We start from the raw sequence: 24165 nt of genomic DNA, 5'->3' as shown, positions 1-24165 counted from the left end.
CTCTCATGCTGCCGTCCGGGCACCGGATGCGGCGGCGGGACGACTTCTCGTTGGCCGTCCGGCGCGGGCGCCGCGCCGGACGGCCTAACGTCGTCGTCCACCTGCTCCGCAGGGAAGGGGACGCGGAGGCCGCGGGCCCGGCGTTGGTCGGGTTCATCGTGGCGCGCAACGTCGGCAACGCCGTCACCCGCAACGCGGTACGGCGGCGGCTCCGGCACCTCGCGCGCGGGCACGTGGACCGGCTTCCACCGGGTAGCCTGCTCGTAGTGCGCGCCAACCCCCGCGCGGGCGAGGCGCGCCCTGACGATCTGGCCGCGGATCTCGAGTCGGCGCTCGACCGGCTGCTGCGGTCCGCGTCCAAGGGGCGGAGATGAGGAACCGGCACGGGGAACCGTTCACCGACCAGCGCCCGGCGACCACCCCTGGTCCGGTCGCCGCGGTGTTGATCCTTCTCGTCCGCGCCTACCGCCGCTTCTTGAGTCCCCTGCTCGGGCAGCAGTGCCGCTTCACCCCGACCTGCAGCACCTACGGCCTCAAGGCCCTCCAGGTGCACGGGGCGGCGCGCGGCACGTGGCTGACGGTCCGCCGGATCGCGCGGTGCCACCCCTTCCACCCCGGCGGCCACGACCCGGTGCCGCCGAAGAAGACGTCCTCCGCGAAGGCGAAGGCGGCTTCTTCGAACTCCGGCCGCGAGGAGAGCGGCCCCGCCCTAGCAGAGCCCAAGGAGCTGCCCGGTGCTTGACTGGCTATACGAGATCGTCTCTCAGCTCATCGTGTGGATTCACGCGGGGCTGAGTGTCGTCTTCCCCAAGGACAGCGGATGGGCGTGGGGCGGCTCGATCATCCTGCTGACCGTCATGCTGCGGCTCATCCTCGTGCCGCTCTTCGTGAAGCAGATCCACGCCTCACGGAAGATGCAGGAGCTGAACCCGAAGGTTCAGGCGCTGCGCAAGAAGTACAAGAACGACAAGCAGCGCCTCAACCAGGAGGTCATGAAGCTCTACCAGGAGAACGGCGCCAACCCGCTGTCGGGGTGCCTTCCCCTGGTCGTGCAGATGCCGGTCTTCATCGGCCTGTTCCAGACCCTCAAGCGGATCTCGGACGCCAAGCCCGGCCACGGCGTCTTCGCGATGTCGGCGGACCTGGTGCAGAGCGCCCAGCACGCCAACATCTTCGGCGCGCACATCCCGGACACGTTCCTGAACGCCTGGAGCGACAAGACCTGGAGCGCGATCGTCGTCACCGGCATCGCCGTGGTGATCAGCTCCTGCACGACGTTCTTCACCGTCCGGGCCAGCATGAAGCGCCAGCCCGCCGCGGCGGCCGACGCCAACCCGATGATGCAGGCGCAGAAGATGATGGTCTTCCTCGCGCCCCTCTTCGGCCTCTTCGGCCTCGGCTTTCCGCTGGGCGTCCTCATGTACTGGGTGACGTCGAACAGCTGGACGCTCGCGCAGCAGCACTACATCTACAAGCGCTTCCCTCCGCCCGGTGAGAAGGCGGACGACACCGCCACCGCCAAGGCCACGTCGGGCGGCAAGACCACCGGGACGAAGACCGCCGCCAAGCCCGGTGCGAAGGCCGCGGGAGCCAAGAGCGGCGGCGCGAAGGCGGCCGCCGGCAAGAACGGCCAGGCGCCGTCCGGGATCAAGGCCAAGCTCAAGAAGGAGCCGGAGCCCGCTCCGGAGCCCGAGGACACCAAGCCCAAGGTCGTCCGCAACCAGCCGACCCGCAAGCCGCGCAGCAAGCGCAGCGGAAGCCAGAAGCGCTAGTTTGGACCTCTGTCCTCGCCGAAGAAGGAGACCCCGTTGAGCCAGACCGACACCACCGAGGTCGACGTCCAGGCCCTCGAGCAGGAAGGCGAGATCGCCGCCGACTACATCGAGGGTCTGCTGGACATCGGTGACTACGACGGCGACATCGACATGGACGTCGAGGGCGAGCGCGCCATCGTCGCGGTGGTCGGCGCTTCGCTGGACGAGCTGGTCGGCAAGCGCGGCGAGGTCCTGGAGGCGCTGCAGGAGCTGACGCGGCTGGCCGTGCACCGGCAGACCGGCAACCGGACCCGGCTGATGCTCGACATCGGCGGCTACCGCGAGCGCCGCCGCGCCGAGTTGACCAAGCTCGGCACCGACGTCGCCGACGAGGTCAAGCAGGCGGGCGAGCCCAAGCCGCTCGCGCCGATGACGCCGTTCGAGCGGAAGATCGTCCACGACGCGGTGGCGGCGGCCGGCCTGCGCAGCGAGTCCGAGGGCGAGGAGCCCGACCGCTACGTGGTCGTCTACCCGTCCTGACGGATCTCCGCGAGGCGGAACGCGAGACGCGGTTTCCACAAGCGAACAGCCAGTCCACCGAACGGCCCCGGCGAACTCCATCGCCGGGGCCGTTCGCATGCCCGGGCCGTTCGCATGCCCGGGGCCGTTCGCATGCCCGGGCCGTTCGGACGCCCCGGGCTGTTCGCTTCGCATGTGGGGGTTGTTCGCATGCGGGGGTCGTTCGGATGCCGGGGCCGTTCGGATGACCGGGCCGCCCCGAGGTGCTCGGTATGGGCGCGGGGTGGAGGCCCGTGATTGACGCGGGTGAGGATACGAGCTCGATGTTGAAAAGAGGCCCCTCCCGCCCGGGGGCGGACCCGCTTACCCCCATGGTCAAGGCCCGCTGGGATCCATGGCACTAGAACGTTGTTCTGTGGATAACTCGCGCCCAGCCCTCCTGTTTCCCCAGGGGATTTCGCACCAGGGGACGATCTCCGAGGCGACCTGTCGGCGTTTCATCGCCGCAGGTGAAGGGGTTCCTGCGCGCTGTCCAGATGGCCCGGCCTCGCTCGGCTAAGGCCGGATGCCCTGTGGATAAAGGGCCTTGTTATCCACAGGTGGGGTGGGCGGGAGGTGGGTGTTGACGAGTTGGCGTGGCGCGGTCTGGTGTGGCCTTGTGGACGGGGAGGCGGGACGTCTCTGCGGCAGGCCGGGCGGGGGCGGGGGCGTCCCTCTGTTCGGACCGGCGGGACGGCTCGGCGGGCGGACAGGCCAGGACGCTTCTGCGGCCGGACGGTGCACGACGTCTCTGTAGGTGGAAAGGGCGGGGCCCCGCGCCCTGACCGGCGCGGGGCCCCTGGAACCCGGTGTGCACCGCCGCCCAAAGCACACCGGGCTGGTCTATCGGTCGGACGAGTCCGGGTCGGTGTTCGCGGCGAACGCCGCCCGGGTCCGTCTGGACGGTGACGGCGGCGCCGCCCGACGGACTGCCGTCACCTGCGTCCGCGCGGCGTCCGTCCGTAAACGCTCCGCTCCCGCGGCGCGGGGTCGTGCAGCGGGTCGACGGCGTCGGAGTCGACAGCGGTGTTGTTCTCCTCGGCCGGGTCCTGGGCCCGTCCCGGGTCCTGCGCGAACGCGGGGTCCTGTGCCACGTGCCCGTGCGTCACCCCTTCGTCCGCGGGGTGCTCGACGACGCGCTCGACGCGCTCGGCGGGACGTCCCGGAGGGGCGGGGTCCTCAATGATGTGCTCCTCACGCACCACGGTGCCCGGCTCGTCCCCGTAAGCGGGATCTGCTCCGACCACCCGGCCGGCGCGGCGCCGCGGACGCGTGTAGCTGAGGGTGAAGGCCATGCTCACGGCCCCGACCACGATCAGGATCCAGCCGACGAGGTGGATGTCGACGCCGGCGAGATCGACGCGGAGGGCGAACGCGAGGATCGCTCCGATGGCGATGAACGCGAGACTGACTCCGATTCCCATGGCTCGGAGCTCCTTCCAAGGGGGGCGACACCGTCCCTCTACCCGGCGAGCGCCGAATATGCGGAAGGACATGTGGTTCTTGCCATATCGCAAGGAACAGGCCTTGTCGGACGGGGTTCGCCCCCCGAAAGCGTCATGCTGTTGCCTCCTGGGACGTTGCGTGTGTACGCCGCCACGCCGTTTTATGGAACGATTCGTACGGTGGGGATTGCACGCGAGGTTTTCGGGGAAACACTGCCGGTTGCGGAACGCTACGCGGCGTTCCTCGCCGACGCGGGCGTCGAACGCGGGCTGATCGGCCCGCGCGAGGCCGACCGGCTGTGGGAACGCCACCTGATCAACTGCGCGGTGGTGGCCGAGGCGATCCCGGCGGACGCCCAGGTCGTCGACATCGGATCCGGCGCCGGACTGCCCGGCATCGTGCTCGCGATCGTCCGGCCCGACCTGCGCATCACGCTCCTGGAACCGCTGCTCCGGCGGACCACGTTCCTCAGCGAGTGCGTCGAGATGCTCGATCTGCGGAACGTGGAGGTCCGCCGCGCCCGGGCCGAGGACGTCACCAAGGAGTTCTCGGTGGACGTCGCGACGGCGCGCGCGGTGGCCCCTCTCGAACGTCTCGCCAAGTGGGCGCTGCCGCTGCTGCGTCCCGGGGGTGAACTGCTCGCGCTGAAAGGCGAGCGGGCCGCGGCCGAACTCGACGAGGCCGCACCCGTTCTGCAGCGTTTCGGGGTGCGGGAGACCGAACTGCTCCAAGTCGGGCGCGGTATGGTCGACCCGCCGACAACGCTTGTCCGTGTGGTCGCCGGCAGGCCGGCGGACCGGAGTGCAGCGGCCGGGCGACGACAGAGCGCGCCCCGACGCGCTGGAAGGTCGAGGAAGAGGTCTTCATGAGCACGGGACCAGGACTGGGACGGCCTGACCGCGCCGACGAATCCCCCGACGAACAGCCGCCCGGCCCGGGCGGGACCGGTGCCTCGGAGCCCGCGCGGGAGACCCCCGCGGGCCAGGGCGCGCAGGCCGACGAGGGGACGCGGGGGGACGCCGGCGCCGTGACGACGCCGGCGGCCGCGCCCTCCGGGCACGCAATGTGGGGTAACACGACGTCCGGTACCGCGGAGAACGTCGGCTATGTGCCGACCAGCGCCGGCACACAGCAGGCGGGTCCGCGCAAGGGACCATCTCAGGGGGAGTCAGAACTCGTGCGCGAGGCGCTCAAGGACGCCAAGGTTTCACATGAAACAGCGGTCACCGCCCTCAAGGCGATGTCCGGCCGCAGGGAACGCGAATGGCCGCGGCCGGACCGCTGCCGCATCATCACCATCGCCAACCAGAAGGGCGGGGTGGGCAAGACCACCAGCTCGGTGAACCTCGCCGCGTCGCTCGCCATGCACGGCGCGCAGGTGCTCGTCGTCGACCTGGACCCGCAGGGCAACGCGTCCACCGCCCTGGGCGTCGAACACCACGCCGAGATCCCGTCCATCTACGACGTCCTCATCGAGGACATGGCGCTCGCCGACATCGTCGTCGCCGCCCCCGAGATCCCGAACCTGTACTGCGCCCCCGCGACGCTCAACCTCGCCGGCGCCGAGATCGAGCTCGTCTCCAAGGTCGCCCGCGAGTCCCGGCTGCGCCGCGCGCTGGACGCCTACGACACCGACAAGTTCGACTACGTGCTGATCGACTGCCCACCGTCGCTCGGCCTGCTCACCGTCAACGCCCTCGTCGGCGGCGACGAGCTGCTCATCCCGATCCAGTGCGAGTACTACGCGCTGGAGGGGCTCGGACAGCTCATCCGCACCGTCGACCTCGTCAAGGCGCACCTCAACCAGAAGCTCAGGGTGTCCACCATCCTGCTCACCATGTACGACGCCCGGACGCGGCTCGCCGCGCAGGTCGCGGACGACGTCCGCAACCACTTCGGGGACGTCGTCCTCAACACGGTGATCCCCCGCAGCGTCCGCGTCTCCGAGGCGCCGAGCTACGGGCAGTCCGTCATGACGTACGACCCGGGTTCCAGCGGCGCCCTCGCCTACAGCGAGGCGGCCTCGGAAATGGCCCATGGAGGGGCGAGGAAGTGAGCCAGCAGCGACGCGGTCTGGGCAAGGGGCTCGGCGCCCTCATCCCCACCGCCCCGCCCCCACCGCCGGCGGACGACCCGTCCGGCGCGGGCGGAACCGGCGCCCTGGGCGGGCCGGGCTTCCCCGGCGGCCCGAACGGCCCAGGGCAGGACGGCGCCGCGGGCCCGGACATCCAGCCGGTCGCCGGAGCGCACTTCGCCGAGCTGCCCGTCACGTCCATCACCGCGAACCCGCGCCAGCCGCGCGAGCACTTCGACGAGCAGGCCCTGGAGGAGCTCGCCGAGTCGATCGGCATCGTCGGGCTCCTCCAGCCCATCGTCGTCCGCCGGGCCGAGTCAGGCGAGCACGACTACGAGCTGATCATGGGCGAGCGCCGGCTGCGCGCCTCCCAGATGGCCGGGCTGGACGTCATCCCCGCGATCGTCCGCGACACCGGCGACAACGATCTGCTCCGCGACGCCCTCATGGAGAACCTGCACCGCCAGCAGCTGAACCCGCTGGAGGAGGCGGCCGCCTACCAGCAGCTGCTGCAGGACTTCGGCGCCACTCACGAGCAGCTCGCCGGACGGATCGGCCGGTCCCGCCCGCACATCACCAACACGCTCCGCCTGCTGAACCTGCCGCCCGCCGTCCAGCGCCGCGTCGCCGCCGGCGTGCTGTCGGCGGGCCACGCCCGGGCGCTCCTCTCCCTCGACAGCGTCGAGGCGCAGGAGCACATGGCGCAGCGGATCGTCCAGGAGGGCCTCTCCGTCCGCGCGGTCGAGGAGATGATCGCGCTCCGCGAGGTCGAGGACGCCCCGAAGGCGCCCCGGCAGGGCCGTCGCAAGAAGCCCGTCGCCCCCGGGCTCCAGGAGCTGGCCGACCGCCTCTCCGACCGCTACGAGACCAAGGTCCGCGTCGACATGGGACGCAACAAGGGCAAGATCGTGGTCGAGTTCGCCACCCTGGAGGACCTCGACCGCATCATCAAGTCGATGGCCCCCGACGACGACAGCCCCGGCGAGCCGTAACCACCCGCTCGCCGTCCCCCTTCAGCGCCCCGGAACCCCTCCTCCGGGGCGCTTCGCTTTCTCCGGGCACCCATGTTTCCCGTGAAACATCCCCGGCGATCACCTGCCCGCCAGCAAGCCCACCCCTAGGCGAGCACCGTCCGGCGTCTCTCCCCCAGGCGCCCTTCTGTCTTACCGGTGCACCCGTCTATGAGGTGCTCACCTAAGGGACCGGCTGCCGCCCGATGTGGAGCAGCGCCGCCGTCGCGATCGCCGTCGAGCACGGCCACGAGATCACCGAGACCGTCGGCACGCTCGCCATCCCGCCGTGCGGCTGCGGCCCCGCTGCGACACCGGGGTGCCCGCCGCCGATCGTCGACGCGCTTTCCGGCTCCCCCTCAGCGCCTCGGCGCCCGTACCGGATTGCAACTGCGCGTCGCATCGAGGTTTCGCGTGAAACATCGACACCTTCCAGCGAGCGGCGCCCGGACACAGACTGCGTCGGCATGCCCCATCCATCCCGCGGGTGAAAGCATCTCCGCCTGACCGCCCTCCGCTGGAGGCCGCCCCTCACCGGTCGGACCGTCGAGACGGATAGCAGCGGGCGACTTTCAGGCGCCCACTGCGTTCTAGCGTCCGCCATGAAAGCCCCAGCGCGTCGAGCAGCGAGCGCAGGATGGTTTCTAGACCTTCGGGTAGTCAGCGGGGGGGCATGTGGGGGAGCCCAGCGGCGGCGGGCGGACGGCGAGGCGAGCGTTCTCAGGCAGCGGAGGCGTTGACCGACCGTCGGCGGCGGCTACTGGCGCCTCGCTGTTCCCGGCGGCCGCCGGCGAGTGCCGGTGTGGGAAGCCCCGCACCACCCATGACCGGAAGTCACGAGCGCGGCAGATCACGAGGATGGCCTCCAAGGCTCTGCCGGGCGGGAACTCACAGCAAAGGCATCGTTTGGCGGCTTGCCCAGACGGCTGTACCGGCCAGTCGGCGACTCCAGACGGCCGACGGGCTGATGGGCCGGCGGGGTGGCGGGGCCGCAGCCAAGGACTAGGCGACTCTGTGGGTATGAAAGCCGAGCGCTCGGCTCATCACGGCTGACATTGCCGGGCGTGCGGCTCTCGGGCGTCTCCGGGGGTAGGCGGTGCTGGCGCTCGGGGCGAGCACGCCGCACCGGCAGATGATGAGGCAGGGTGATACCAGTGAGGTGTCCGTTCTCCGGCCTCCCGTTGGCTCATTGATTCCGGGTGGACTGCGATTTGCTGATCGGTGGGCGGCGTCGCGTCGAGCCCTCCGTCGTATCGGGGTCGACGGGACCACCGTTTGAATCGCACCGCGTGTGGGTCCGGCCGGGCATGCCCTCTCTCAGCACGCCGTTGCGGGCCTTGCCAGAGGACGCCCTCGCACCGCCCGTTGGGGGACGCGCTTGGTGAGCCTGCGCCATCGCCGTGATGCTGCGGCCCGAGCCTGCCGCGCCGTGATGGAGCCCTCTGCGGATCCGCGTCCATCCGCCGTCTCAGCCTCACGGCGGCTGCCCGCTTGCCCGATGCTGCGGCCCCTCCTGATCCCGCCATCGCCCCGGGGTGCGCAGGACGCTCCCCTGCACCGGGCAGAGGCGTTCCGGATCTATCCGCAAGCCGGCGCCTACTGCTCGCCCGTATGAATCGTCGCGCCTCGCGCGTTGGCGGTTCCTTGCCATTCACGGGGGATCGTCCACCGTCCGCTGCGCGCCTGTGGCTCGTGAGCGCTGCCGTGTCGGGTCTCGGCTGGCGCGCTCGCACGCACGGAACCTCGTCGGGTGCGCTGGAGATGTCTGTCGCGTGTGGTGCCGGGCTCCGACTAGGAGCTGCCGACGAGGCCTGTCGTTTGCCCGGTGATGCGATGGGCCGCAGCGTCCGACTCCCCCGACCATCCTTATGTTGCCGCCGTCCGCTGCTGCCTGGCTGCCACGCTCGCGACGCTGCGGCCGCTGCCCGTTCTTGGTCGCCCTGTCATCTGTGCATGGCGTCTGGCGACCATCGCTTGTCGGCCTTCCTCTTTGCGAACTTGCCGCCGCGCCTTTGCCTGAGAGAGCGCCGGACCCTCCGGAGTTGGCCACCCTTCTATGGGCCGCCTAGGAAGCGCGCGTACGAAGGTCCCCGATGCAGTGGTGAGGGCGCCGTGGCTGGAGGCGTTGAGGCTGGGCGTCCTACGGGGCTGGTGGCTGTTGAGGAGGCCGTCCCCTTGGCGTCTGGAGGGTGAGGGGAGGGGATGTTTCACGGGAAACGTTGGTGGGGGCTTGGGGAGGGCGGGTGTTTCCCGTGAAACATCGGTCAGGCGAACTGGGCCAGGAGGAGGTCGCGGCAGACCTCGCCGAGGTCGAGGCCGGCGACGCTGACGGCGCGGGGGAGGAGGCTCGTCTCGGTCATGCCGGGCGCGACGTTCACCTCGAGGAAGTGGACCTCGCCGTCGGGGTCGACGATGAGGTCGGTGCGGGAGAGGTCGCGGAGGCCGAGGGCGCGGTGGGCGGTGACGGCGGCGGCGGTGGCGCAGTCCGCGGCGTCGGGGGTGAGGCGGGCCGGGGTGACGAACTCGGTGTCGCCCGCGTCGTAGCGGGCGGTGTAGTCGTAGCGGCCGCCCGGCGCGACGATCTCGACGGCGGGGAGCGCCTGGGGGTGGCCGTGGCGCTCGATGACGCTGACGGCGATCTCGGTCCCCTCGACGTAGCGCTCGACGAGGGCGGCGTCGCCGTAGGCGAAGCAGCCGACCATGGCGGCGGAGAGCTCGGACGGCTCGTGCACGACGGACGTGCCGAGCGCGGAGCCGCCGCGGGTGGGCTTGACGAACAGGGGGAGGCCGAGCCCGCGGATGATCTGGTCGAGGACGGACGCTGCGCCGAGGTCGTGGAAGACCTCCTTGGGGAGGGCGACGGAGTCGGGGGTGTGCAGGCCGGCCTGGCGCACGACGGACTTGGCGGTCGGCTTGTCCCAGGCGACGCGGCAGGCGTCGGCGCGGGCGCCGACGTAGCGGACGTCGAGGAGGTCGAGGACGTCGCGGATCGAGCCGTCCTCCCCCGCGGCGCCGTGCAGGACGGGGAACACGGCGTCCGGCGGGTCGTCGGCGAGGGAGTCCAGGAGCGTGGCGTCGGCGTCGCGCAGTTCGACGGGGATGTCGAGGGCGCGCAGCGCGTCGGTGACGCGGCGGCCGGAGCGCAGCGAGACCTCTCGCTCGTAGGACAGTCCCCCGGCGAGGACGACGACGTGCCCGAGTTCCACAGCAGGTGCCCTTCTGGCGGTAGGAGCGGTCACGAAAAACGCGCCGGCTCCCAGCATGGGGGAGCCGGCGCGGTTACGCGAAACCGGGTGGTATCCGTTCAGACGATGCCGGGGCCCGGGGTGTGCACACCGCCGGGGCCGTCATGCTCGACTCCCCCGAAAGTGTCCCGCAGCCTGATCTCCTTCTCCACCACCGCGGCGAGGCGGCGGACGCCCTCGCGGATGCGGTGCGGTTCGGGGAAGCAGTAGGACAGGCGCATGTTGCGGCGGCCGCCGCCGTCGGCGAAGAAGCCGGTGCCGGGGACGTAGGCGACGCGGTCGGCGATCGCGCGGGGCGCCATCGCCTTGGCGTCGAGGCCCTCGGGAAGGGTGACCCAGACGAAGAAGCCGCCGGCGGGGCGGGTCCAGGTGCAGCCTTCCGGCATGAGCTGGTCGAGGGCGTCGAGCATGGCGTCGCGGCGTTCCCGGTAGAGCTCGCGGAAGTCCTTGATCTGCTCGCGCCACGGCTGCGTGGCGAGGTACTCGCGGACGGCGAGCTGGGAGAAGTTCGACGGGCAGAGGATCGCGGACTCGGCGGCGAGGACGAGCTTGGCGCGCACCGCGTGCGGGGCGAGGACCCAGCCGACGCGGAGGCCGGAAGCGATCGTCTTGGAGAACGACCCGAGGTAGATGACGCGGTCGGGGTCGTCGGCGCGCAGCGCCCGCATCGGCTCGCCCTCGAAGCCGAGGAGCCCGTAGGGGTTGTCCTCGATGATCAGGACGTCGTGCTCGGCGCAGATCTCCAGGATCTGGGCGCGGCGGGCGGCGGTGAGGGTGACGCCGGCGGGGTTCTGGAACGTGGGGACGGTGTAGAGGAACTTGACGCGGCGGCCTTCGCGGCGGAGCCGGTCGAGGGTCTCGCGGAGCGCGGCCGGGATCAGGCCGCCCTCGTCGAGGGGGACGTGCACGACGTCGGCCTGGTAGGCGGCGAAGGTGCCGAGCGCGCCGACGTAGGAGGGGGCTTCGGCGAGGACGACGTCGCCGGGGTCGACGAAGATCTTGGTGATGAGGTCGAGGGCCTGCTGGGCGCCGACGGTGACGACGACGTCGTCCGCGGAGCCCTGGACGCCTTCGAGCGCCATCACGTCGCAGATGAGTTCGCGGAGGGTCTCGTCGCCCTGCGCGGAGCCGTACTGGAGGACCTCGGCGCCCTTGCCGGCGACGAGGTCGCCGACCAGGGCGCCGACGGCGTCGAGGGGCAGCGCGGAGACGTAGGGCGCGCCGCCGGCGAGGGAGACGACCTCGGGGCGGGCGACCATCGCGAACAGAGCCCGGATCTCCGACGGCACCATGCCGGCGGCGCGGGCGGCGTAGCGGTCGCTGTAGGCGTCGGTTCGCGAGTGCTGTTCCACGTGGCACCTCCGGTGGGGCTGGCTTGACCGCAAAGTTACGGCATGGGCTCCGGGGGGATCGGGCGAACCCCGTACCTCGCGTGTTCGGCGGTTCCCGCACGTGGCGCGCCGCCCGGCCGCTCGTCCCCCGTCCGATACGATGCCCGAGGATCCCGGTTTGTTGCCGGGAACTTTCGCGCAAGTGGGCGATCCGCCCCGAAGGTCCCGGCCGCGGCGGGGGTCTTCGCCCGGCGGACGAGGATGCCAGCAGGGGGTGCCGGCCCGGTGTCGCGTCGTCTCGTCAACATCACGCTGGACAATCTGGACGATCTTCCGCATCGCTGCCGCGGGTGCGTGTTCTGGGAGCTGGATCCGGTCAGCCGCGACCGGGCGCACGCGAGCGGCGACGCGGCGCTGGAGAAGGAGGCATGGATCTCCTCCACGCTGCTGGAGTGGGGCTCCTGCGGCAAGATCGCGTACGTGGACGACGTGCCGGCGGGGTTCGTGATGTTCGCGCCGCCGCTGTACGTGCCGCGGTCGGTGGCGTTCCCGACGAGCCCGGTGAGCGCGGACGCGGTGCTGCTGATGACGGCGCACATCCTGCCGGAGTTCGCGGGCGGCGGGCTCGGCCGGATGCTCGTGCAGGGCGTCGCGAAGGACCTGACGCGCCGGGCGGTGAAGGCGATCGAGGCGTTCGGGGACCTGAAGAGCGAGGAGGGCGGCTGCATGGTGCCGGCCGACTACCTGCTGTCGGTGGGGTTCAAGACCGTTCGCCCGCACCACCGGTACCCGCGGCTGCGGCTGGAGCTGAAGTCGGCCCTGTCGTGGCGTGAGGACGTCGAGGTGGCTCTGGAACGCCTGCTGGGCTCCATGACCCCGGAGGGCGCGCTGCGTCCCGTCTGAGGCCGTCTGAGCGGCTCCTGTCCATGGACACGTGGAACGGCCCGCATCCCGGTGACGGGATGCGGGCCGTTTCCTTCACGTTCCTTCGCGGCCGCCGACAGGAGCGGCGGCGTGGCGGCGTGTGCCGCGGGCGGCGTGCGCCGGGCGGGTCAGATGAACTCGGCGAGGTCGCGCAGCAGGGCGGCCTTCGGCTTGGCGCCCATGATCTGCTTGACCACCTCGCCGTTCTTGTAGACGTTCATCGTCGGGATCTGCATGACGCCGTACGTGGCCGGCACCTGCGGGTTCTCGTCGATGTTCAGCTTGACGATCTCGAGCTTGTCGCCGTGCGTCCTGGAGATCTCCTCCAGGATCGGCGCCACCATCCGGCACGGGCCGCACCACTCGGCCCAGAAGTCGACCAGGACCGGCTTGTCGCTGTCCAGGACCTCGGAGGCGAAGTCGGCGTCGGTCACGGCTTTCATGGTGTCTCCTTCGGTAACGGGCCCGGCGCGGTTCTCGTGCGCCGGGCCGGGCGTGCGGGCCGTGCGGTCGGCTCCCGCGGGCCCGCGGTCAGGCCTGTGCCTGCGGGACGGTCTCCGCGGCGCCCTGGTCCTGGAGCCAGCGCTCGGCGTCGATGGCCGCCGAGCAGCCGCTGGCGGCCGCGGTGATGGCTTGACGGTAGATGTGGTCGACCACGTCGCCGCAGGCGAACACGCCGGGAATCTTCGTCCGGGTGGTCGGGGCGTCGACGAGGAGGTAGCCGTCGGCGTCGGTCTCCAGCTGGCCGGTGAACAGCTCGCTGCGCGGGTCGTGGCCGATCGCGATGAACAGGCCGGTGATCTCCAGCGGCGACTGCTCGCCGGTCTTGAGGTTGCGGACCTGCACGCCGGTGACCCGGTCCTCGCCGTCGATCTTCACGACCTCGCTGTCCCAGCGGAAGCGGATCTTGTCGTTGGCGAACGCCCGGTCCTGCATGATCTTGGACGCGCGGAGCTCGTCGCGGCGGTGGATCACGGTGACGGAGCGGGCGAACTTGGTCAGGAAGATCGCCTCCTCCATCGCGGTGTCGCCGCCGCCGACCACGGCGATGTCCTGCTCGCGGAAGAAGAAGCCGTCGCAGGTGGCGCACCAGGACACGCCGCGGCCCGACAGCCGCTTCTCGTCCGGCAGGCCGAGCTCGCGGTAGCCGGAGCCGGTCGCGACGATGACGGACTTGGCGAGGTACGTCTCGTCGCCGACCTTGACGACCTTCGGGTCGGCGGCGAGGTCGACCTCGGTGACGTCGTCGGTGACCAACTCGGCGCCGAACCGCTCGGCCTGCTTGCGCAGGTTGTCCATCAGGTCGGGGCCCATGACGCCGTCGGGGAAGCCGGGGAAGTTCTCCACGTCGGTGGTGTTCATCAGCGCGCCGCCGGCGGTCACCGACCCCTCGAACAGCAGCGGCCTCAGGTCGCCGCGGGCCGCGTAGATCGCGGCCGTGTAGCCCGCGGGGCCCGATCCGATGATGATGACGTTACGGACGTCGCTCACTGTTGTGCGCCTCTCCTCTTGGCCTTCGGTGGCCTCACCGCACGGCCTGCCAGTCGCGTCAACCGATACTAGGGCCAGGGGATTCCCGGCACGCGCGGCCCTTCCCGTGACCTGCCCCGCAACGCGCCGCCGACCCCTCCGGGCGCCGCCGCTCCGGCGGCCCGGAGGCGGGCCGGGACGGCCATAGGGTGGTGGCCATGGCACGCATTCTGCTTCTCCACTCGATGTACGGGCTGCGTCCGGCGGTGCACCAGGCGGCGGACCGGCTCCGCGCCGCGGGACACGAGGTGACCGTCCCCGACCTGTACGGCGGCCGGGTCGTCGACACGCCGGACGAGGGCGTCGAGATCAAGGAGGAGATCGGCCGGGACGAGCTGCTGCGCCGCGCGGTCGCGGCGGCGGCGCCGCTGCTGGACGGCGACGGGATCGTGTACGCGGGGTTCTCGCTCGGCGGGTCCATCGCGCAGAACCTGGCCCTCGGCGACGACAGGGCGCGGGGCCTGCTGCTGATGCACGGGACGTCCGACCTGCCCGACGACGCGTCCACCGAGATCCCGGTGCAGCTGCACGTCGCCGACCCCGACACCTACGAGCCGGTCGACTGGCTGAACGCCTGGTACCTGCGGATGCGCAAGGCGGGCGCGGACGTGGAGGTCTTCCGCTACCGCGGCGCCGGGCACCTGTTCACCGACCCGGACCTGCCCGACTACGAGACCGAGGCGGCCGAGCGCGCCTGGGCGATCGCCCTGGACTTCCTGGCATCCCTGTAGCGGGCGTAGCGGCGGCGGTCGTCGCGGCGGCGGGGTGTAGCAGCGGCAGGCGGTGGATCGTCGTAGGCGCCGCGCATAATCCGGTCATGGCTTACGACCGGGATCTGGCCGAGCTCGTCCGCGAGCTGACGGCGGGCGAGGAAGGCGTCACCGAGCGGCCGATGTTCGGCGGCCTGGCCTTCCTCGTCGGGGGCAACATGGCGGTCGCCGCGAGCCGGCAGGGCGGCCTGCTCGTCCGGCTGGACCCGCGGGAGGCCGCGGAGCTGGAGGACGGCGACGGGGTGCGCCCGATGGTCATGGGCGGCCGCGAGATGCGCGGCTGGCTGCACGTCGACGCGGACGCCGACGACCCGGACGGGGACGTCGGGCGGTGGGTGGCCCGGGGCGTCTCCTACGCGCGGTCGCTTCCCGCCAAGGACGCCAAGAAAAGGACCCGGCGGCGCTGACCGTCAGGGATGCCGGCGGCGGACCGCCGCGGGGTGTCCGGTGCCCGTCGCCGGGCGGGGGCGGGTCCCCAGGCCGCCCCCTGGACGTCGTTCGGGCCGCGCGTCAGGCCGGCTCGTGGTCGAGCACGTGCGGGTCCTGCGCCGTGCAGTCCGGGCCGACGACCCAGACGTCCCAGCGGCCGTCCGTGCCGCCCTGGAGCGCGATCACGGTCGCGGCGCGCCCGTCGTACCTGGCCTGGTCGACCAGGGCGGGCGTGCGGCCGTGGGTGACGCCGGTGACGCAGCCGGACATCTGCGCGGTGGGCGGGGACCCGTCGAGCCGCAGCTCCTGCCCCTTGCCGAGCAGCCGGTCGACCTGGCCGGCGACCTTACCGGCCCGGTACTCGGTGCCGCTGCGGGTGACCTTGAAGGGCCCCTTGACCATCGTGGACTCCGACGGCGCGGCCGAGTGCGGCGCCGCGCCGGCGGACAGGCGCCGCGCGTTGTCCCCCTGCGGCGGGGTCGACGCCTGGCTGCCGCTGCCGTCCGAGCCGTCCAGCGCGATCTTGCCGACCGTCGCTCCGCCGCCGAGGACGACGATCGTCGCCGCCGCGGCGGACAGTATCCGCCAATGCCGCCTTCCGCGCCGCTGCTCCATGCTCACCACGGTGGCGTTGTGCATCGACTCCGCCGCGATGGCGGTGTCGATGCGCTCGGCCAGCTCGGGCGGCATGGACGGCGCGGGCGCCTCCGCCAGGATCCGGGAGACGTCCGCAAGGTCGGCGGAGCGGTCCCGGCATTCTGCGCAGGAATCGAGGTGCGCGTTGACGGAGGCGGCCTGGTCGTCTTCGAGCAGTCCTTCGGCCAGGTCGGCCAGGATGTCGTAGTCAAGATGTGCGGGGTTCACTTGGGCATGCCACCTCCTTCCACACCTCCGACGTTTTTGGAGTCGCGTCGGTTCCGGTGGTGGGTCAGAAGTGGCGCGAGCCGCGCGCGGCCCCGTGCGCAGCGGCTCTTGATCGTCCCGGGCGGGACCTCCATCACCTCGGCGGCGTCGTCGACGGAGTAGCCCATCATGTCGACCAGCACGAGCGCGGCGCGCTGCTCGAACGGCAGCTGCTCCAGCGCGGTGCGGACGTCCAGCGACACCCCGTGCGCGTCGGTCGGGTCGGGCATCTTGGGCGCGACGGCGTCGAACGTGGCGTCGTCGCCCATCGGGGTGGCCGGGCGGACGGACTTGCGGCGGATCCGGTCCAGGCAGGCGTTCACCACGATCCGGTGCAGCCAGGTGGTGACGGCGGCGTCGCCGCGGAACCGGCCGGCGGCGCGGAACGCCGACAGGCACGCGTCCTGCAGCGCGTCGGCGGCCTCCTCCGGGTCGCCGAGGGTGCGCAGCGCGACCGCCCACATCCGGTCGCGGTGCCGGTGCACCAGCTCCGCGAAGGCGTGCGGGTCCCCCTGGGCGTGGCGGGCGAGGAGCTCCTTGTCGGGGACCTCGTCGACTCGACGCATGCTCACCGACGTCATGAGCGACCGCTTTCTCGTACGGGACGCCCTGCCGGTGCCGGGCGGCTGCGACCGGCTCCGGCTGCTCGGGTGGTCACCACGGATTCCTGGGGGCGAGGGGACATGGATGCTCACAGGCACGATACAGACAACCGGCAGCTCACGTCACAGGTCGAGACGCCACGGAACGCCCCGGCGCGGGCGGGTGCAGCCCGCCGCGACGCGGTCAGCCGGCCGTCCCGACGACGGAGATCTCGTTGAGCTTGCCCTTGAGGCCCTCGGGCAGCCGGGTGAACCAGACGAGCACGTACCGTCCCTGCATCGCCGGGTTCGCCGCGAAGGTCAGCTCGCCGCGGCTGCAGGACTGCTCGCCGACCGCCTTCATGGCGCCGGGCGAGCGCGACGCGCCGATCTTGACCTGGAGGGTGCCGCCCCGGACGGGGCAGTCGACCTTGATGGTCGAGACCTTGGCCGGAGTGCTCAGGGTCAGCGTGACGCCGACGGCCTGGAGGAAGTTGCCGAACTGCTCGGACGTGTAGGTCTGGGTCTCCCACACCGTGCTGGGATCGCCATCGATGACAGCCGCAGGGTTCTTCCCGATGGCCGAGTCGGGGTGCTGGTCGGCCGGCTTCTGGGTGGCGGACGCGTCCTGGATCTTCAGCTTCACGGTCGCCGGCCTGGGCGGCGCGCTCTTCTGGCCCTGGTCGGTCTTCTGGCCCTTGGCGCCGTGGTCGTCGTCGGAGCCGCCGCCGGACAGCGCCCAGGCGCCGAGCCCGACGATGACGGTGAGCGCCGCTGCGGCGACGCCGAGCAGGGCCCGGTTGGCGGGTTTGCGGGCGGGCGACGCGATGGTGGCGGCGTTGGCCGGGGGCGCCGGCGGAGGCGTGTCGTACCGGCCGCGCGGCGGCGGGACCTGCCCGGACTGGGCCGGAGGCGCGGGCTGTGCATGCTGCGCGTGCTGTGCGTGCGCGCCGCGCGCGCGCCTGCCGGGCCCGCGCGCGTCATGCCCCGGCGCGGGCCGGGGCGGGTCCTGCACGGGGGGCTGGTGCGGCTGCGTCGTCGCGGCCGTCGAGGCGGTCGCGGGACGCTTGGGCGCCGCCGGACGCGGGGACGGCGCGCTGCCGAGGCCCGCGAACAGCGGCAGCGGGGTGCGCGGCACGCCGCGCAGCGCCTTGGCCAGCTCGGCGGGCTCGGTGAGCGGCTCGGCGGTGCCGATGCCGAGGCAGCGGCAGACGATCGCGTCGATCGCGTGCGAGATGCCGGCCTGCACCTGCCGGGGCGCCTGCGGGACGCCGTCCGCGTCGGGCGCGGCGGGCAGGTCGGAGGCGGCCTCGTCGCCGGGCCAGTGCGCGGTCAGCGCCGCGTACAGCATCCGGCCGAGGCCGCGGACGTCCTCGGCGGCGGGGTCGTCGGAGTAGCGGTCGCCGAGCACGGCGTCGGTGGCGACGCCGAGCAGCTTGACGGTGCCGCCGGTCGTCCAGACCAGGTCGCGCGGGGACAGGCAGAGATGCGCGAGCCCGGCCGCGTGCGCGGCGGCGATCGCCTCGGCGGCCTCGTACAGCAGGGTCGCGGCGCGGCCCGGCTCCAGCGGGGCCTTGGCGAGCATCTGCTCCAGCGTCTCGCCCGCCACCCACTCGCTGACGACGTAGGCGCTCTCGCCGCTGTCGTCGGCGTCGAACACCTGCGTGAGGCGGGGGTCGGTGAGGCGGCTGGCGGCGCGGGCGGAGGTGACGACCTCGCCGACGCGGGGGAACTCGGGGTCGAAGGTGCGGACGGCGACGGCCCTGGCCAGGATCTCGTCGATGGCCTTCCAGAGCGAGGACCCGCCCGAGTCGCTGATGCGCTCCTCGAGCCGGTAGCGGCCGGCGAGACGCGTGCCGGGTTCGATCACTGACGTGCTCACGGCAACGTCCTGCGCAGGTGGTCAGATCCCATGTTCGTGGCGTGGCAGCTTACGCCTCCGACCCTCCTCTTTGCGTTCCCCAGGGTGTCAGCCCGCAAGCCGTAGTCCCCCACATGGTAGTGGTTCGAACACGGGAATGGCGGCGTGATCCGGGCGCGTCCCCCTCACTTTGCCACGACTTACCGGCGTCCGCCCGGCAACCTGCGCGCGAACGTGGCGATCGTCGCCTGAACCTCGTCCACCCGGAGCAGTTTGGCGAACACCAGGTACAGCAGCCCGCCGCCCCCGGCGCCCACCACCATGGTGATCAGAGCGGGCAGCAGCGTGTCGGTGCCGATGGCCGCGTCGGCGACGGCGTGCACCGCGTACGCGAACCCGATGAGCGGCCAGATCGCCACCAGCAGCTTCAGGTGGCCGCCGATGATGCGGCGGCCGTCCATGCCGCCGAGCTTGCGGCGCAGCACCAGCCAGCACACGAGGGTGCCGACGGCGTTGGTGACGGCGTACCCGCCGGCCATGCCGACCACGATCCACTTGACGCCGAGCAGGTTGTAGGCGGCGAACGCCAGGATGATGTTGGCGGTGACGGAGACGGCGCCGATCAGCGCCGGGGTCCGGGTGTCGCCGAAGGAGTAGAAGACCCGCAGCATCAGCTGGTAGGTCGAGAAGGGCACCAGCGCGATCGCGAACATCTGCATGACGCGGGCGATCACCAGCGCGTTGTCGGCGCTCGTGTTGCCGTGCGCGAACAGCACCGTGGTGATCTCCGGGCCGAGCACCAGCATCAGCGCCGCCGCCGGCATGATGATCACCGAGGAGAGGCGCAGCCCGCTGGAGAACGCCGACCGGACGTCCGCGATCTTCCCCTCGGCGGCGAACCGGCTCATCCGGGGCAGCAGCGCGGTGATCACCGAGACGCCGACGATCGCGTACGGCAGCTGGAACATCTGGTAGGCGGTGAAGTACGGGGTGTACCCGTAGCCCTCGCCGTAGCCCTTGGCGGCCCCGAGGTCGCCGGCCCGGTTGGCGAGGGCGGTGACGACGGCGAGCCCGGCCTGCGTGGCGACGACGTACACCAGCGTCCACCCGGCCATCCGGCCGACCTGCCCGATCTCGCCGCGCTTGAAGTCCAGGCGGGGCCGCCACCGGAACCCGGCGCGGCGCAGCGACGGCCACAGCGCGACCGTCTGCAGCACGATGCCGCCGGTCGTGCCGGCCGCGAGCACCATGAACTCGGTGTCGGAGATGCTGGACGGGTCGACCTTGCCCGCCGCCATCGCCAGGAACACGCCGCCGACGCCGATCACGACGATGTTGTTCAGGATGGGCGCCCACATCGGGGCGGCGAAGCTGTTGCGGGTGTTGAGCATCGCGCCGGCGAACGCGCCGACGCCGTAGAAGAAGATCTGCGGCAGGAAGAACCGGGCGAACATGACCGCGATGTCGCGCTGGTCGCCCTTGTAGCTGCCCGCGAGGACGTCGATGAACAGCGGCGCGGCGAGCACGGCGACGACCGTCAGGACCGCGAGGCCGATGACCGCGAGCGTGAACACGCGCTGCTCGTACTGGTCGCCGTAGGTGCGGTCGCGTTCCTTCGCCCGCACCAGCAGCGGCACGACGACGCTGGTCAGGATGCCGCCGAGGAGCAGGTCGTAGATCTGGTTCGGGATCGTGTTCGCGGTGTTGTAGGCGTTGGCGAGCGCGCCGGTGCTCAGCGCCGCGACGAGGACGGCGGTGCGCAGGAACCCGGTGACGCGGGACACCAGCGTGCCGACCGCCATGATCGCGCCGGAGCGCAGGATGCCTCCGGACGCGGCCTTGCCGCCGTCGGCGCCGCCGTCCGCGGGGGGCGGGACGTCCACGACGGTCTCGCCCATGGGTCCGCCCCCGCCCGGGAGCGGGATGTCAATCGCGGTCTCGGCCGCGATGTTCGCCGCGGTGCGGGGCGGGGCCGTCGGCCCCTGGCCCGGGTGGCCCGCCGGGTTCTGCGGCGCCGGAGGCCCCTGGGGGTGCTGGGGCGCCGGGGGCCGCTGATGGCGCGGTTGCCGGGGAGGCTGCGGGGGGTACGGGGGCTGCTGGCCCCGTGCCGGGTAGCCCTGCGGCGTCTGCTCCGGGTAGCCCTGAGGCCCGGGACGCCCCTGGGGCCGTCCCGGGGAACCCGGCTGCCCCGGATATCCCTGCGGAGGACGCCCCGGCGGCTGGCCCTGCGGAGGGCGGCCCTGCTGCGGACGCCCCGGAGACGTGCCCTGCAGAGGGCCCTGCCGCGGGTCCGGCGGGGGGCTCGGCTGCGGAGGCCCCTGCGGGCGGTACTCCGGACCCCGGGAACCCGGACCCTGGGAACCCGGGACCGGGGAATCCGTTCCCCGGTTCTCCGGTCTCTGCTGGTCCCACTCCGGTCGACCCGTCACCGGCTGCCTCCGCTTTCCGGCGGCGCCTCGCTCTGATGCCCCGCACTCCGACGCCCACGAAGAGTACGGCAAGTCCGCCACCGGTGATGAGCAGGGAGAGCCGCCCGTAACCCGTGGTGCGGACCATGATGACGACGCTGCTGAAGACCCTGCCCGACGACGGGTCGCGCAACTCCAGCCGGACGTTGAAGGTGCCATTGCCCGCCGCCTGCGCGGGGAACCAGCGCTGCTGCTGCTCCCCCGGGCGGAGGTCGATGACGTCCTCGCCCTTGTCGAGCTTGCCGAGCTGGAGCTTGGCGGGGGTCACGGACGTGGCGACCAGCCGCACCCGGACCGCCTGGCCGTGCAGCGTGTTCTTGACGGTGACCGGCAGCTTGCCGGAACTGCCCGCCATGTTCGCGCGCCGGTTCTTGGTGGTGACGATGCGGACCCGCGCCATCTCGTGGTCGACCTCGTTCGACAGCTCGATCCTGGCGTTGCGGGCGCGGGACGGGCTCGTCCGCCAGGACGCCGACTGGACGCGCAGCAGCGCGCGCTCGTAGGACACGCCGATCGGCGCCGTCATGATCGAGCGGAACCGGGTGGCGCGCCGGGCGATGGCGGCCACCTGGTCGAGGTAGGCGGCGCCGAGCTCGTACTTCTGGTACTCGTCGTTGTAGGCGCGCAGCTCCCGGGCCTGCGCGGGGGCCCGCTCGATCTTGTCGAGGCCGGTCGCGCGCAGCCAGCCGGCGCCCTTGGTGAACTTCAGCAGGTCGCCGGCGAGGCCGGGGGCGGGGTTCCAGGTCCGGTCGGGGGCGATGACGAGGGTGCGCTGGACGTTGGGCGCCTCACCGGCGATCACCGCGGTCTCGGCGAGGAACCGCTGCTCGGTGAGCACCGTGCCGCCGGGGGTCCGCGAGTTCGCGCTGACGATGTCGTTCAGGCCCGAGTCGTAGATCAGCGTCTTGCGGGTGCCCTGGTGCGCCGTCTGGATCGCGCTGGTGGCGTTCGCGGGCGCGCCCGCGGCCGGGTCGCCGAACTGGAGGTCGCTCATCAGGAACGACCCGCCGTTCTTGAGGCCGTACTTGGCGAGCGCGTCGAGCGTGTCGGGGCCGGCGACGCCGTACGGCGGCCACGCGTAGTGCGCGTCGGGCGCGCGGCCGAGGACGTCCGACGCGACGCGGGTGTTGCGCGGGTCGAACGCGGTCGCGAGCGGGGCCGTCATCTTGTTGCGGGCGAGCGCCACGGCGTCGGGGTCGGCGTACGGGAGGGTGAAGTAGCGGCCGCCCTTGGCCGCGTTCCGCAGCGCGGTCAGCCAGGTGCCCGCCGCGTCGCTCTTCTTCATCGTCTTGGCGGCGGTCTGCCCGCCGGGCGTCAGCACGTGGTAGCCGTGCTGCGCGATCTCCTGGACGTCGTCGAGGAGCGCCGGGTCGATCGCCCAGGTCACGGGGGTCTTGGGGTTGGCCGCGGCGGCGCCGACCAGGTCGTTCAGCCGGCCGGTGCCGGCGACCTCCGCGGCGAGCCGGTCGTCGAGGAAGACCGAGTCGCCGGCGCGGTGCTGCTGGTCGGCGAGCGGCAGCACCCAGCCGACGGCGACGGGCTTGAACTGCGTCTGCCTCGGCATGAACGTCACGAACGTCGTCACGCCGCCGACGACCTGCTGCGCGGAGTTGAGGACCTCGACGCCGACCGGGTAGACGCCGGGCGTGGCGCCGGGCGGGACCAGGTGCAGCGCCTTGACCGGGATCTTGAACTGCCAGTCCTGCTTGCCGCCGGCGGCGGCCGCCTGCGGGATCTGCTTGGCCTGGCCGGGGAAGGGGAGCTGGTTCGCCGTCATCCCGGCGTACTGGTCGAGCTGGCTGCGGCTGGTGATCGGCTGGCGGCCGAAGCGGAGGCGCACGGTGGTGCCGGCGATCGGGTGCCCGGACCGGTTCTGCGCCGTGCCCCGGATGTCGAGCGTGGAGCCGGCCTTCAGCGGTTTAGGGCTGACCTTGGTCAGCGCGAGGCCGACCTGGGCGCGGGCGTGCGCCTGGTCGGGGGGTTGCGCCGCGCCGGGCGAGCCGGGCTGCGCGGCCTGCGGCCCCGCGACCCCGGGCTGAGCGGCCTCGGGTTGCGCCGCTTCGGGTTGCGCGGCTCCGGGCTGCGCCGCTTCGGGCTGTGCGGCCGCGCCCGGGAGGAGCGCGGCGTCGGCCGTGCCGGGGAGCGCGGCGGTGCCGGGCGCGGCGGCGAGCGCGGGGCCCGCGCCCACCGCGAGCCAGGGCAGCAGGGCGGCCAGCGTCACCGCGCGTCTGACCGCTCTCACGCCGTGCCCGCCCTCACGCCGTGCCCGCTGACAGGTCCGCCCGGCGGCCGCCCGGCGCCGGGCCGGCCTCGGAGCGGAGGTCGTTTTCCCGCACCACGGCCCCGATGGTAGTCGGGACCGGCCGGGCGGCGGACTTCCGAGGCGGATCAGCCCACCGGATGGCGCCGTCCGGGCGTGTTCGGCCCGCCGCGCCGCGCCGCGTGCGCCGGGACGCCCGCCGCGGCGTCCAGGTCGACCGGCTTGGCCTGGCACAACGCGGCGAGGTCGGGGCGGCGGATGCCGAGCGCCGTGGACGGCTCGCCGGTCGGGGTGTAGACGACGCCGGGACCGGGCGGGCCGTCCACCAGCCGCTGGTCGATCAGCAGCGGCATCGACTCCGGGAGCAGCAGCGGGCAGACCAGCCCGGCCGCGTACTCGGTGACGGCGTTGACCAGGTCGGCGCGGGCCGGGCCGACCCGCCGGGCGCCCATGGCGCGGCGGACCGCCTCGGCGGGCGGCCGGTCCCCCGCCCGGACGATCACCCCGGTGAGGAAGCGCCGGCCCGGACGCGCGTCGTCGGGGCCGGGGTCGTCGCAGGCGAAGACGCGCGTCACCAGGCACCGGTCCGCCGGCAGGCCGAGCGCCTTGGGCAGCTCGTCGGCGTGCGCGATGCCGATGGGCAGGCGCACGATCTCGTGCACGGCCTCCCGCTCGAGCAGCGCGCGGTGGAGGGTGAGCGCGTCCTTCATGATCTGGCTCCGTCCTGCGGGGGGAACGTCCCGCACATCCCCGTGCCGGTCTCCCTGTGCCCCCGTAGGTCGCACTCTGCGGGGAGTGTCCCCACATACCCGAGGTACTCGGATCAACACCCGCCGAACGGCAGGTGAAGGCTTCCGATGCGCCTGAGCCGCAGGTGCGGCGGACCGTACAGCCTGGGGATCCCGCTACCGTGGTGCGTACGGGAGGCTCACCGGCGGTCGCGCCGGCGGCATCGGGGTGCCCAGAACGTGACCCGGGGCCGACGCCGCGTGAAGGGCCCGGACCCGCCGAAAGTCCTTTG

General features: G+C 72.4%; 21 protein-coding genes. 10 read left to right on the top strand and 11 right to left on the bottom strand.

All coding sequences use genetic code 11. The features are described from left to right. The first annotated feature begins 5 nt into the window (after nt 1–5). Genes rnpA through ABT299_RS03655 form a run of 4 tightly spaced genes read left to right on the top strand, consistent with a single transcriptional unit; the run spans nt 6 to nt 2294 of the window. Nucleotides 6–374 carry a ribonuclease P protein component gene (rnpA, locus tag ABT299_RS03670; protein WP_190857652.1) on the top strand — a complete coding sequence of 123 codons (369 nt, stop codon included), beginning with the start codon at nt 6–8 and terminating at the stop codon, nt 372–374. After that, nucleotides 371–742 (top strand): membrane protein insertion efficiency factor YidD, encoded by a 372-nt coding sequence (gene yidD / locus ABT299_RS03665; RefSeq protein ID WP_500249653.1) that lies wholly within the window; start codon nt 371–373, stop codon nt 740–742. Before rnpA ends, yidD begins: the two co-directional genes overlap by 4 nt. Further along, entirely contained in the window at nt 735–1772 is a 1038-nt protein-coding gene (yidC, locus tag ABT299_RS03660; RefSeq protein ID WP_433242937.1) for a membrane protein insertase YidC, read from the top strand. The genes yidD and yidC overlap by 8 nt, the downstream gene beginning before the upstream one ends. A gap of 36 nt (nt 1773–1808) precedes the next feature. Continuing rightward, nucleotides 1809–2294, top strand: a complete 486-nt coding sequence (locus tag ABT299_RS03655; protein WP_190857646.1) for a Jag family protein — start codon at nt 1809–1811, stop codon at nt 2292–2294. A gap of 953 nt (nt 2295–3247) precedes the next feature. Here the strand turns inward: ABT299_RS03655 and ABT299_RS03650 are convergent. Beyond that, complete coding sequence (locus ABT299_RS03650; protein ID WP_190857644.1) at nt 3248–3736, bottom strand: DUF6458 family protein; 489 nt, start codon at nt 3734–3736, stop codon at nt 3248–3250. Between the two features lie 201 nt (nt 3737–3937). Between ABT299_RS03650 and rsmG the strand changes: the two genes are divergently transcribed. From rsmG to ABT299_RS03635, 3 genes are all read left to right on the top strand, one after another. Continuing rightward, nucleotides 3938–4627, top strand: a complete 690-nt coding sequence (gene rsmG / locus ABT299_RS03645; RefSeq protein ID WP_347256751.1) for a 16S rRNA (guanine(527)-N(7))-methyltransferase RsmG — start codon at nt 3938–3940, stop codon at nt 4625–4627. A 308-nt stretch (nt 4628–4935) separates the two neighbouring features. Beyond that, the gene (locus ABT299_RS03640) at nt 4936–5814 is read left to right on the top strand and encodes a ParA family protein (protein ID WP_318839258.1); all 879 of its coding nucleotides are present in this window, start codon (nt 4936–4938) and stop codon (nt 5812–5814) included. Beyond that, entirely contained in the window at nt 5811–6824 is a 1014-nt protein-coding gene (locus tag ABT299_RS03635; RefSeq protein ID WP_500249652.1) for a ParB/RepB/Spo0J family partition protein, read from the top strand. Before ABT299_RS03640 ends, ABT299_RS03635 begins: the two co-directional genes overlap by 4 nt. Before the next feature lie 2282 nt (nt 6825–9106). Here ABT299_RS03635 and ABT299_RS03630 read toward each other — a convergent pair. Then, a complete protein-coding gene (locus ABT299_RS03630; protein WP_500249651.1) occupies nt 9107–10048 on the bottom strand; it encodes a D-alanine--D-alanine ligase family protein in 942 nt (313 codons plus the stop codon). Nucleotides 10049–10146: 98 nt separating this feature from the next. Beyond that, the gene (locus ABT299_RS03625; protein WP_190857875.1) at nt 10147–11379 is read right to left on the bottom strand and encodes an aminotransferase-like domain-containing protein; all 1233 of its coding nucleotides are present in this window, start codon (nt 11377–11379) and stop codon (nt 10147–10149) included. A 324-nt stretch (nt 11380–11703) separates the two neighbouring features. On the opposite strand from ABT299_RS03625, the gene ABT299_RS03620 reads away from it, so the two are divergent. Continuing rightward, entirely contained in the window at nt 11704–12321 is a 618-nt protein-coding gene (locus ABT299_RS03620) for a GNAT family N-acetyltransferase (RefSeq protein WP_500249650.1), read from the top strand. 149 nt (nt 12322–12470) lie between these two features. Here the strand turns inward: ABT299_RS03620 and trxA are convergent, their stop codons facing one another. Together trxA and trxB are read right to left on the bottom strand one after the other, a co-directional pair. Then, nucleotides 12471–12785 carry a thioredoxin gene (gene trxA / locus ABT299_RS03615; RefSeq protein ID WP_190857634.1) on the bottom strand — a complete coding sequence of 105 codons (315 nt, stop codon included), beginning with the start codon at nt 12783–12785 and terminating at the stop codon, nt 12471–12473. Between the two features lie 88 nt (nt 12786–12873). Beyond that, entirely contained in the window at nt 12874–13833 is a 960-nt protein-coding gene (gene trxB, locus ABT299_RS03610; RefSeq protein WP_190857632.1) for a thioredoxin-disulfide reductase, read from the bottom strand. 197 nt (nt 13834–14030) lie between these two features. Between trxB and ABT299_RS03605 the strand changes: the two genes are divergently transcribed. Next, nucleotides 14031–14603 (top strand): dienelactone hydrolase family protein, encoded by a 573-nt coding sequence (locus ABT299_RS03605; RefSeq protein WP_500249649.1) that lies wholly within the window; start codon nt 14031–14033, stop codon nt 14601–14603. An 86-nt stretch (nt 14604–14689) separates the two neighbouring features. After that, entirely contained in the window at nt 14690–15049 is a 360-nt protein-coding gene (locus ABT299_RS03600; RefSeq protein ID WP_190857628.1) for a TfoX/Sxy family protein, read from the top strand. Between the two features lie 103 nt (nt 15050–15152). Here ABT299_RS03600 and ABT299_RS03595 read toward each other — a convergent pair whose 3' ends face one another. The 6 genes from ABT299_RS03595 to ABT299_RS03570 form a co-directional block, all read right to left on the bottom strand. After that, on the bottom strand, nt 15153–15935 hold the full coding sequence (locus tag ABT299_RS03595; RefSeq protein ID WP_190857620.1) for an anti-sigma factor family protein: 783 nt from the start codon (nt 15933–15935) through the stop codon (nt 15153–15155). Beyond that, entirely contained in the window at nt 15932–16555 is a 624-nt protein-coding gene (gene sigM, locus ABT299_RS03590; protein ID WP_190857618.1) for an RNA polymerase sigma factor SigM, read from the bottom strand. The genes ABT299_RS03595 and sigM overlap by 4 nt, the downstream gene beginning before the upstream one ends. Nucleotides 16556–16760: 205 nt before the next feature. Continuing rightward, nucleotides 16761–18437, bottom strand: coding sequence for a protein kinase family protein (locus ABT299_RS03585; protein ID WP_500249648.1), 1677 nt, complete (start codon nt 18435–18437; stop codon nt 16761–16763). A gap of 179 nt (nt 18438–18616) precedes the next feature. Next, a complete protein-coding gene (gene murJ, locus ABT299_RS03580; protein ID WP_500249647.1) occupies nt 18617–20314 on the bottom strand; it encodes a murein biosynthesis integral membrane protein MurJ in 1698 nt (565 codons plus the stop codon). 28 nt (nt 20315–20342) lie between these two features. After that, entirely contained in the window at nt 20343–23126 is a 2784-nt protein-coding gene (locus ABT299_RS03575; RefSeq protein ID WP_500249646.1) for a DUF6049 family protein, read from the bottom strand. A 146-nt stretch (nt 23127–23272) separates the two neighbouring features. Continuing rightward, the gene (locus ABT299_RS03570; RefSeq protein ID WP_500249645.1) at nt 23273–23854 is read right to left on the bottom strand and encodes an aminoacyl-tRNA deacylase; all 582 of its coding nucleotides are present in this window, start codon (nt 23852–23854) and stop codon (nt 23273–23275) included. Nucleotides 23855–24165: the final 311 nt, after the last annotated feature.

Source organism: Spirillospora sp. NPDC000708, assembly GCF_040299565.1.
Taxonomy (GTDB): Bacteria; Actinomycetota; Actinomycetes; order Streptosporangiales; family Streptosporangiaceae; genus Spirillospora.
The sequence above is the reverse complement of the archived record's forward strand: the minus strand, read 5'-3'. Positions and strand labels throughout refer to the sequence as shown.

Bases quoted from the DNA above. Each gene is read 5' to 3' on its own strand.
- rnpA (WP_190857652.1), top strand. From the start codon at position 6: ATGCTGCCGTCCGGGCACCGGATGCGGCGGCGGGACGACTTCTCGTTG.
- yidD (WP_500249653.1), top strand. From the start codon at position 371: ATGAGGAACCGGCACGGGGAACCGTTCACCGACCAGCGCCCGGCGACC.
- ABT299_RS03650 (WP_190857644.1), bottom strand. From the start codon at position 3,736: ATGGGAATCGGAGTCAGTCTCGCGTTCATCGCCATCGGAGCGATCCTC.
- ABT299_RS03625 (WP_190857875.1), bottom strand. From the start codon at position 11,379: ATGGTGCCGTCGGAGATCCGGGCTCTGTTCGCGATGGTCGCCCGCCCC.
- trxA (WP_190857634.1), bottom strand. From the start codon at position 12,785: ATGAAAGCCGTGACCGACGCCGACTTCGCCTCCGAGGTCCTGGACAGC.
- ABT299_RS03605 (WP_500249649.1), top strand. From the start codon at position 14,031: ATGGCACGCATTCTGCTTCTCCACTCGATGTACGGGCTGCGTCCGGCG.
- ABT299_RS03600 (WP_190857628.1), top strand. From the start codon at position 14,690: ATGGCTTACGACCGGGATCTGGCCGAGCTCGTCCGCGAGCTGACGGCG.
- sigM (WP_190857618.1), bottom strand. From the start codon at position 16,555: ATGACGTCGGTGAGCATGCGTCGAGTCGACGAGGTCCCCGACAAGGAG.
- murJ (WP_500249647.1), bottom strand. From the start codon at position 20,314: ATGGGCGAGACCGTCGTGGACGTCCCGCCCCCCGCGGACGGCGGCGCC.
- ABT299_RS03570 (WP_500249645.1), bottom strand. From the start codon at position 23,854: ATGAAGGACGCGCTCACCCTCCACCGCGCGCTGCTCGAGCGGGAGGCC.